The sequence below is a fragment of the Kitasatospora sp. NPDC028961 genome (genome assembly GCF_055564815.1).
Map to the genome: position 1 here is coordinate 38674 of NZ_JBVHVO010000004.1, position 7066 is coordinate 45739.

Genomic DNA, 7066 nt, shown 5'->3' on the forward strand with positions numbered 1-7066 from the left:
CTCCCCTCCCCCCCCCCCCCCCCTCCTCCCCCTCCCCCCCCCCCCCCCCCCCCCCTCCCCCCCCCCCCCCCCCCGCCGTCGGCATCTTCTGACGGCCCGATAGCTAAATCATCGACATACTCTGATCACTTAGCTATGCTCGCCCCCATGGCTAACCGTCAACTACAGGAGCCGACCAGGCTCGTGCTCACCGCGCTGGCCGACGCCCCCCGGCACGGCTACGCGATCGTCCAGGAGGTGCTGGCCATCTCCGGCGGCCGGACCAAGCTCCTCACCGGCACCCTCTACACGGCACTGGACCGCCTCCTCCAGCAGGGGCTGATCCGGATCGACCACGAGGAGACCGTCGCGGGCCGGATGCGCCGCACCTTCGCCCTCACCGAGGAGGGCCGGCAGGTGCTCGGCGAGGAGACGGAGCGCCTGCGCGCCGGCGTCGCCGAGGCCGACCGCAGGCTCGCCCTCGGCCGCGGGCCGAACCCCGGACGCGGAACCGGCCTCAGCACGCCCCGACTGAACGGAGCCACCGCATGAGCACGCACGCCCAGGCCACCCCGCCGCCCGCCAGGCTCGCCCTGCTGGGGCTCTACCCCGCCGCCTACCGGTCCTCGCACGGCGAGGAGATCGCCGCCGTCTTCGCGGAGTCCGTACAGGACGGCGACCGCCGCACCGTCCTGCGCGAGTGGACGGCCCTCGCCGCGCACGCCGTCCGGCTGCGGACCCGGCTCAGCTCACGCGACCCCGCCGGCCGCGTCCTCGCCGGCGCGGCGCCGTTCACCCTCGCCGGCGGCGCGGCCCTGGCCACCGTGCACCTGGTGATGAGCCTCTTCCTCACGGTGCCCCGGGTGAACCTGTTCAGCCCGAACGCCACGGCCACCGCCGCGGTGGGCGCGGTGCAGACCGCGCCCTGGATCCTCGCGCTGGTCCTCGCCGCACTCGGGCGCTGGGGCCACGCCCGGCTGCTGGTCCTGGCCGGCGTCCTCGCCGGGGCCGGCGCTCCGGCCGCCTTCCTCGCGTACCCGTCGGGGGCGTTCCTCCAGTACGTCTTCCTGCTCCCGCTCTGGCTGCTGCTCGCCGTGCCGGTCCTGATCGCCCCGCCGGACGCCGTCGACCGGTCCGCGCGCGGCCGCACCGGGGCGGCGCTCGCCGCCGTCGCCGTGGCACTGCCGATGACCGCGCTCGTCCTGCGCTGGCCGTGGGCCGGCCCCGGGGACCTCTCCGAGCCCGTCTTCTCCGACGGCCTGCGGACCCTCCTCGACGTCTCCACGGCCTGGCCCGCCCTGGTGATGACGATCGCCTACCTCGTCCAGCTCGCCGCCGCCCGCCCCGACCGGCTGCGGGCCGCCGGCGCCGCCCTGGCCGTCCTCCCCTGGACCGCCATGCTGGCCCCGCCCTACTACTGGGCGCCGCCGATCGGGTTCGCCGAACTCGCCCGCGACGCCGGGGTCGTGGCCGCCTTCCTGGCCGTCGCCACCGCCCTCGCCGCACTGCGCCGCACCCGCGCCACCGCCCCGGAGCCGGTCGAACCGGCCTGACGGCGGGGCCCCGACCGGCGTGACCGGTCGGGGCGCCGCACGGGGGCCGGCCGGTCTCAGGCGCCGTCGACGAGCCGTTGCAGCGCCGGGGCGTACAGGTCGGCCAGCCGCTCGGGGGTGGCGCGGTCGCCCGCGCCCGGGCGGTGCAGGCTGAGCGTCGCGCCGAGCCCGAGCAGCTGGCCGGCGATCAGTTCGGCGCGCAGTTCGGCGTCCGGCCCCGGCAGGGAGGCGGCGAGGCGGTCCGTCACCTGGCGGCGGAACCGCTCGCGCAGCAGGGTCCGCTCGTCGTCGTTGCCGAGCGAGAAGACCACGCGCAGCAGGGGGTCGCCGCGCTGTTCCCGGCGCATCCGGACCACGGTGAGCACCAGGTGGCGGCCCAGCGCGCCGGGTTCGGCGGCGAACAGCTCGTCCGCCGCCGGCCCGAAGTCGGCGACGGTGTTGAACAGGTGCTCCTTGCTGCCGAACCGCTTCACGATCAGCGACGGGCTGACGCCCGCGTCGGCCGCTATCCCCCGCATGGTGACGTCGGCGTAGGGGCGCAGGGCGAAGGCCCGGCGCGCGGCGCGCAGGATCGCGTCCCGCCCGGTGCCCTGCTCGGCCTCGCCGAGCTGTTCGGGCCGCCCGGTCACCGGCCCGGTGGCCGGTTCGGTCGCGCCGGTCTCGTCGGCGATGGTCATGCGCTCTCCTGGGCCGGGGCCGCCGGGGTCGTCACCCCGACCGTACCGGCTGCGGCGGGGCCCGGGCGCGCCGTGCGGCCGGCGGGCAGGAAGAGGGTCGCGACCAGCGCGGCGGCGGCCATCCCGGCCGCGATCAGGAAGATCAGCAGATAGGCGTGCAGGGTGGGGGCGGTGCGCCCGGCGACGGTGAACGTGACGTGGGCGAGCACGGCGGTGACCACCGCGCTGCAGCAGGCCTGCCCGACCGAGCGCATCAGCGTGTTCAGCCCGTTCGCCGCGCCCGTCTCGCTGACCGGCACCGCCCGCATCACCAGCGCGGGCAGCGCCGAGTACGCGAGGGCGGTGCCGGAGGCGACGACGGTGGCCCCGGCCACGATCAGCCAGAGGCTGTGACTGGTGAAGAACCGCACCAGGTAGCCGACCACCATCACGGACGCCGCGACGGCGAGCGTCGTCCGGGGGCCGTACTTGGCGGAGATCCGGGCGGACAGCGGGGACAGCGCGACCATCGCCAGGCCGCCCGGCAGCAGGCAGAGCCCGCCCACCACGATCGAGGCGCCGAGACCGTAGCCGGTCTCCTTGGGCTCCTGCACCATCTGCGCGGTGACCAGGGAGTTCGCGTAGAAGGCGAAGCCGATGAGCATCGCGGCCAGGTTGGTCAGCAGCACCGCGGGCCGGGCCGAGACCCGCAGGTCCACCATCGGCGAGGCGGTGCGCAGCTCGTACCGGCCCCAGAGCAGCCCGAGCAGCAGCGAGCCGCCGAGCAGGCCGAGCGTGCGCGGCGAGGTCCAGCCCCAGCCGGCGCCCTGGGTGATCGCGAGCAGCAGGCCGACCAGGACGGCGCCGAGGCCGAGGGTCCCGGGGAGGTCGAAGCGCCCCCGGGAGCGCAGCGGCGACTCCGGCACGATCCGGAGCACCAGGGCGATGTCCAGCACGCCGAGCGCGGCGGAGGCCCAGAACATGGTGTGCCAGTCGAAGTTCTCCACGACCAGCGCCGCCACCGGCAGGCCTATCGCGGCGCCGATGCCGAGGGTGGAGCTCATCAGGGCGATGGAGGGCAGCACGCGCTCGGGCGGCAGTTCGTCGCGGATGATGCTGATGCCGAGCGGGATGACGGCGAGGGCCGCGCCCTGCAGCGCGCGGCCGGCGATCAGCACGCCGATCTGCGAGCTCACGGCGCACAGCACGGACCCGGCGGTGAGCACGCCCAGCGAGGCGAGCAGCACCCGGCGCTTGCCGTACATGTCGCCGACCCGGCCGAGCACGGGCGTGAAGACCGCGCCGGTCAGCAGGGTGACGGTGACCAGCCAGCCGGCCGCGCCCGGCGAACTGCCGGTCAGCGCGGGCACGTGCGGGAGCAGCGGCACGACCAGGGTCTGCATGACCGCGACCACGACGCCGCAGAAGGCGAGGACGGGCACGATCAGGTCGGCCCGCGGCGTCCTGGCGGACGGGGTGGGGGAGGTCGGGCCGGGCGCGGCCGTCACCGGGGTCATCGTGCTCCAGACGCTGGTCCACAGAGGGGTGCACAGACGTTCACCCATCCCAGGGTAAACGCTTGTGCACCCCCCTGTCCCACCCTTTGCGCCCTCAGCCCGACGGCCGCGCCCTCGCCACCGGCGGCGTCAACGACGGCGACACCCACGGCGCTGGCCGGGGCGGTGGTTCGCCGAGTTCCAGCGGGGAGACCATCGTCGTCGACGGGAGCAGCAGCAGTTCGAGCACCTTGAGCGGCCGTCCGTCGACCGCACGGCAGCGAAAAGGGGCCGGCCGAACCCTTGGGTTCGGCCGGCCCCTTCGGCGTGTCGGCGAGGTGTCGGCCCCGGGCGTCAGGCGCAGTCCGGGCAGATCCCGCGGTAGGTGACCTCGGCGGTGGCGACGGCGAAGCCGAACCGCTGCTCGGCCGGAAGGTCGGCCAGCGGGTCCCCGGCCGGGTGGACGTCGCGGATCGTGCCGCAGCCGGAGCACACCAGGTGCTGGTGCGGGCGGTGGGCGTTGGGGTCGTAGCGCCGGGCCCGGCCGTCGGTGGCGACCTCCATGACCTCGCCGAGGCCGACCAGTTCGCCGAGGGTGTTGTAGACCGTCGCGCGGGAGATCTCCGGCAGCCGCTGGACCGCGCGGGCGTGCACCTCGTCGGCCGTGAGATGGACGTGATCGCCGTCGAGGACCTCCGCGACGACGCGCCGCTGGGCGGTCAGTCGCCAGCCGCGCCCTCTCAGCCGTACCAGCAGGTCACTCATATCGGTTCACCTATTCAGGCTCATGGGGGAACCCCGGATTCTAGCAGTGGCCTTCCGAACCCCGACGGGATAGTGACTCGGTGTGGTTCTTGACTTGGAATCTGTCCATCGTAGGATCGGTTCCGGCGATAGCCTAGGGGGCAGTGAGGCTCCGGAACGGCGGTGAGCACCTCCGCGTCGGGTGAGCTAGTCCTCCTCATTGAACGACCCCCCCAGGTGCTCCGCCCTTCGATCGTTCCTGAACAACGTGATCCGCCCGGCCCGGAAGGATTCCCATGTCTGAGAACCACGACGCGATCGTCACCGATGCGAAGGCGGAGGGGGGAGGCTGCCCCGTCGCGCACGGGCGCGCCGCGCACCCGACCCAGGGCGGTGGAAACCGCCAGTGGTGGCCGGACCGGCTCAACCTGAAGATCCTCGCCAAGAACCCGGCCGTGGCCAACCCGCTCGGTGCGGACTTCGACTACGCCGAGGCGTTCAAGACGCTCGACCTCGCCGCCGTCAAGCGCGACCTCGCCGAGGTGCTGACCACCTCGCAGGACTGGTGGCCGGCCGACTTCGGCCACTACGGCCCCTTCATCATCCGGATGGCCTGGCACAGCGCGGGCACCTACCGGATCAGCGACGGCCGCGGCGGCGCCGGTGCCGGCCAGCAGCGTTTCGCGCCGCTGAACAGCTGGCCGGACAACGCCAACCTCGACAAGGCCCGCCGCCTGCTGTGGCCGGTGAAGAAGAAGTACGGCCAGAGCCTGTCCTGGGCCGACCTGCTGATCCTGGCCGGCAACGTCGCGCTGGAGACGATGGGCTTCCAGACCTTCGGCTTCGGCGGCGGTCGCGAGGACGTCTGGGAGCCGGAGGAGGACGTCTACTGGGGCCCCGAGACGACCTGGCTCGACGACGAGCGCTACACCGGCGACCGTGACCTGGAGAGCCCGCTGGGCGCCGTCCAGATGGGCCTGATCTACGTCAACCCGGAAGGCCCCAACGGCACCCCGGACCCGATGGCCGCGGCCCGCGACATCCGCGAGACCTTCCGCCGGATGGCGATGAACGACGAGGAGACCGTCGCCCTGATCGCGGGCGGCCACACCTTCGGCAAGACCCACGGCGCGGGCCCGGCCGACAACGTCGGCCCCGACCCCGAGGCCGCCCCGCTGGAGCTGCAGGGCCTGGGCTGGCAGAGCACCTACGGCACCGGCAAGGGCGACGACACGATCACCAGCGGCCTTGAGGGCATCTGGACCAACACGCCCACCACCTGGGACAACACCTTCTTCGAGATCCTCTTCGGCCACGAGTGGGAGCTGTTCAAGAGCCCGGCCGGCGCCCACCAGTGGCGGCCCAAGGACGGCGGCGGCGCCGGTACCGTCCCGGACGCGCACGACAGCTCGAAGACCCACGCGCCGACCATGCTGACCACCGACCTCGCGCTGCGGGTCGACCCGGTCTACGAGCAGATCTCCCGGCGCTTCCTGGCCGAGCCCGCGGCCTTCGCGGACGCCTTCGCCCGGGCCTGGTTCAAGCTCACCCACCGCGACATGGGTCCGGTCGTGCGCTACCTCGGCCCCGAGGTCCCGTCGGAGACCCTGCTGTGGCAGGACCCGCTGCCCGCCGTCACGCACGAGCTGGTCGACGCCGCGGACATCGCCGCCCTCAAGCAGCAGGTGCTGGCCTCCGGCCTGACCGTCGCCCAGCTGGTCTCCACCGCCTGGGCCTCGGCCTCCACGTTCCGCGGCAGTGACCTGCGCGGCGGCGCCAACGGCGCCCGGATCCGGCTGGAACCGCAGAGCGGCTGGGAGGTCAACGGGCCCGACGAGCTGGCGACCGTGCTGCGCACCCTGGAGAGCGTGCGCGACTCGTTCAACGCCGGCCGGACGGACGGCAGGGCGATCTCGATCGCCGACCTGATCGTCCTCGCGGGCGCGGCCGGTGTGGAGAAGGCCGCCGCCGACGCCGGCTTCCCGGTCGTGGTGCCGTTCACCCCGGGCCGGGTGGACGCCACCCAGGACGAGACCGACGTCGAGTCCTTCGCGGCGCTGGAGCCGACCGCCGACGGGTTCCGCAACTACCTGGGCAAGGGCAACCGGCTGCCGGCCGAGTACCTGCTGCTGGACCGGGCCAACCTGCTGACCCTGAGCGCCCCGGAGCTGACCGTCCTGGTCGGCGGCCTGCGCGTGCTGGGCGCCAACCACCAGCAGTCCTCGCTGGGCGTCCTGACCGACACCCCCGGCCGGCTGACCAACGACTTCTTCGTCAACCTGCTCGACCTGGGCACGACGTGGAAGGCCACCGCCGCGGACGCGAACACCTTCGAGGCCCGGGACGCCGTCACCGGCGAGGTCCGCTGGACCGGCACCCGCGCCGACCTGGTGTTCGGCTCCAACTCGGAGCTGCGGGCGCTCGCCGAGGTCTACGCGAGCGACGACGCGAAGGAGAAGTTCGTGACGGACTTCGTCGCGGCCTGGACCAAGGTGTCCGAGCTCGACCGCTTCGACCTGCGCTGACCGCGGGTCATCCGACCCGGACGAACCGCCGTGGGGGGGGGGGGGGGGGGGGGGGGGGGGGGGGGGATAATGCTCGGGGGGGGCGTGGTTTTTCTCTTTGTTTTTTGTCCTTT

The 7066-nt window shown here is 73.8% G+C and carries 6 protein-coding genes; 3 read left to right on the plus strand and 3 right to left on the minus strand.

All coding sequences use genetic code 11. The features are described 5' to 3' along the window. The first annotated feature begins 147 nt into the window (after positions 1–147). Both ACZ4UX_RS10580 and ACZ4UX_RS10585 read left to right on the plus strand, forming a co-directional pair. Complete coding sequence (locus tag ACZ4UX_RS10580) at positions 148–531, plus strand: PadR family transcriptional regulator (protein ID WP_329491552.1); 384 nt, start codon at positions 148–150, stop codon at positions 529–531. Next, positions 528–1532, plus strand: a complete 1005-nt coding sequence (locus ACZ4UX_RS10585) for a hypothetical protein (protein ID WP_465706338.1) — start codon at positions 528–530, stop codon at positions 1530–1532. Before ACZ4UX_RS10580 ends, ACZ4UX_RS10585 begins: the two co-directional genes overlap by 4 nt. A 56-nt stretch (positions 1533–1588) precedes the next feature. Here the strand turns inward: ACZ4UX_RS10585 and ACZ4UX_RS10590 are convergent, their stop codons facing one another. The 3 genes from ACZ4UX_RS10590 to ACZ4UX_RS10600 all read right to left on the minus strand — a co-directional run bounded on the left by ACZ4UX_RS10590 (position 1589) and on the right by ACZ4UX_RS10600 (position 4449). Then, positions 1589–2209: a TetR/AcrR family transcriptional regulator gene (locus tag ACZ4UX_RS10590; RefSeq protein WP_380394162.1), complete on the minus strand. Its 621-nt coding sequence runs from the start codon at positions 2207–2209 to the stop codon at positions 1589–1591. Next, positions 2206–3705 carry an MFS transporter gene (locus ACZ4UX_RS10595; protein WP_465706593.1) on the minus strand — a complete coding sequence of 500 codons (1500 nt, stop codon included), beginning with the start codon at positions 3703–3705 and terminating at the stop codon, positions 2206–2208. Before ACZ4UX_RS10595 ends, ACZ4UX_RS10590 begins: the two co-directional genes overlap by 4 nt. 333 nt (positions 3706–4038) lie before the next feature. Then, positions 4039–4449 (minus strand): Fur family transcriptional regulator, encoded by a 411-nt coding sequence (locus tag ACZ4UX_RS10600; protein WP_329491548.1) that lies wholly within the window; start codon positions 4447–4449, stop codon positions 4039–4041. Between the two features lie 275 nt (positions 4450–4724). Between ACZ4UX_RS10600 and katG the strand changes: the two genes are divergently transcribed. Further along, on the plus strand, positions 4725–6953 hold the full coding sequence (katG, locus tag ACZ4UX_RS10605; RefSeq protein ID WP_465706339.1) for a catalase/peroxidase HPI: 2229 nt from the start codon (positions 4725–4727) through the stop codon (positions 6951–6953). Positions 6954–7066: the final 113 nt, after the last annotated feature.

Bases quoted from the DNA above. Each gene is read 5' to 3' on its own strand.
- ACZ4UX_RS10580 (WP_329491552.1), top strand. From the start codon at position 148: ATGGCTAACCGTCAACTACAGGAGCCGACCAGGCTCGTGCTCACCGCG.
- ACZ4UX_RS10585 (WP_465706338.1), top strand. From the start codon at position 528: ATGAGCACGCACGCCCAGGCCACCCCGCCGCCCGCCAGGCTCGCCCTG.
- ACZ4UX_RS10590 (WP_380394162.1), bottom strand. From the start codon at position 2,209: ATGACCATCGCCGACGAGACCGGCGCGACCGAACCGGCCACCGGGCCG.
- ACZ4UX_RS10595 (WP_465706593.1), bottom strand. From the start codon at position 3,705: ATGACCCCGGTGACGGCCGCGCCCGGCCCGACCTCCCCCACCCCGTCC.
- ACZ4UX_RS10600 (WP_329491548.1), bottom strand. From the start codon at position 4,449: ATGAGTGACCTGCTGGTACGGCTGAGAGGGCGCGGCTGGCGACTGACC.
- katG (WP_465706339.1), top strand. From the start codon at position 4,725: ATGTCTGAGAACCACGACGCGATCGTCACCGATGCGAAGGCGGAGGGG.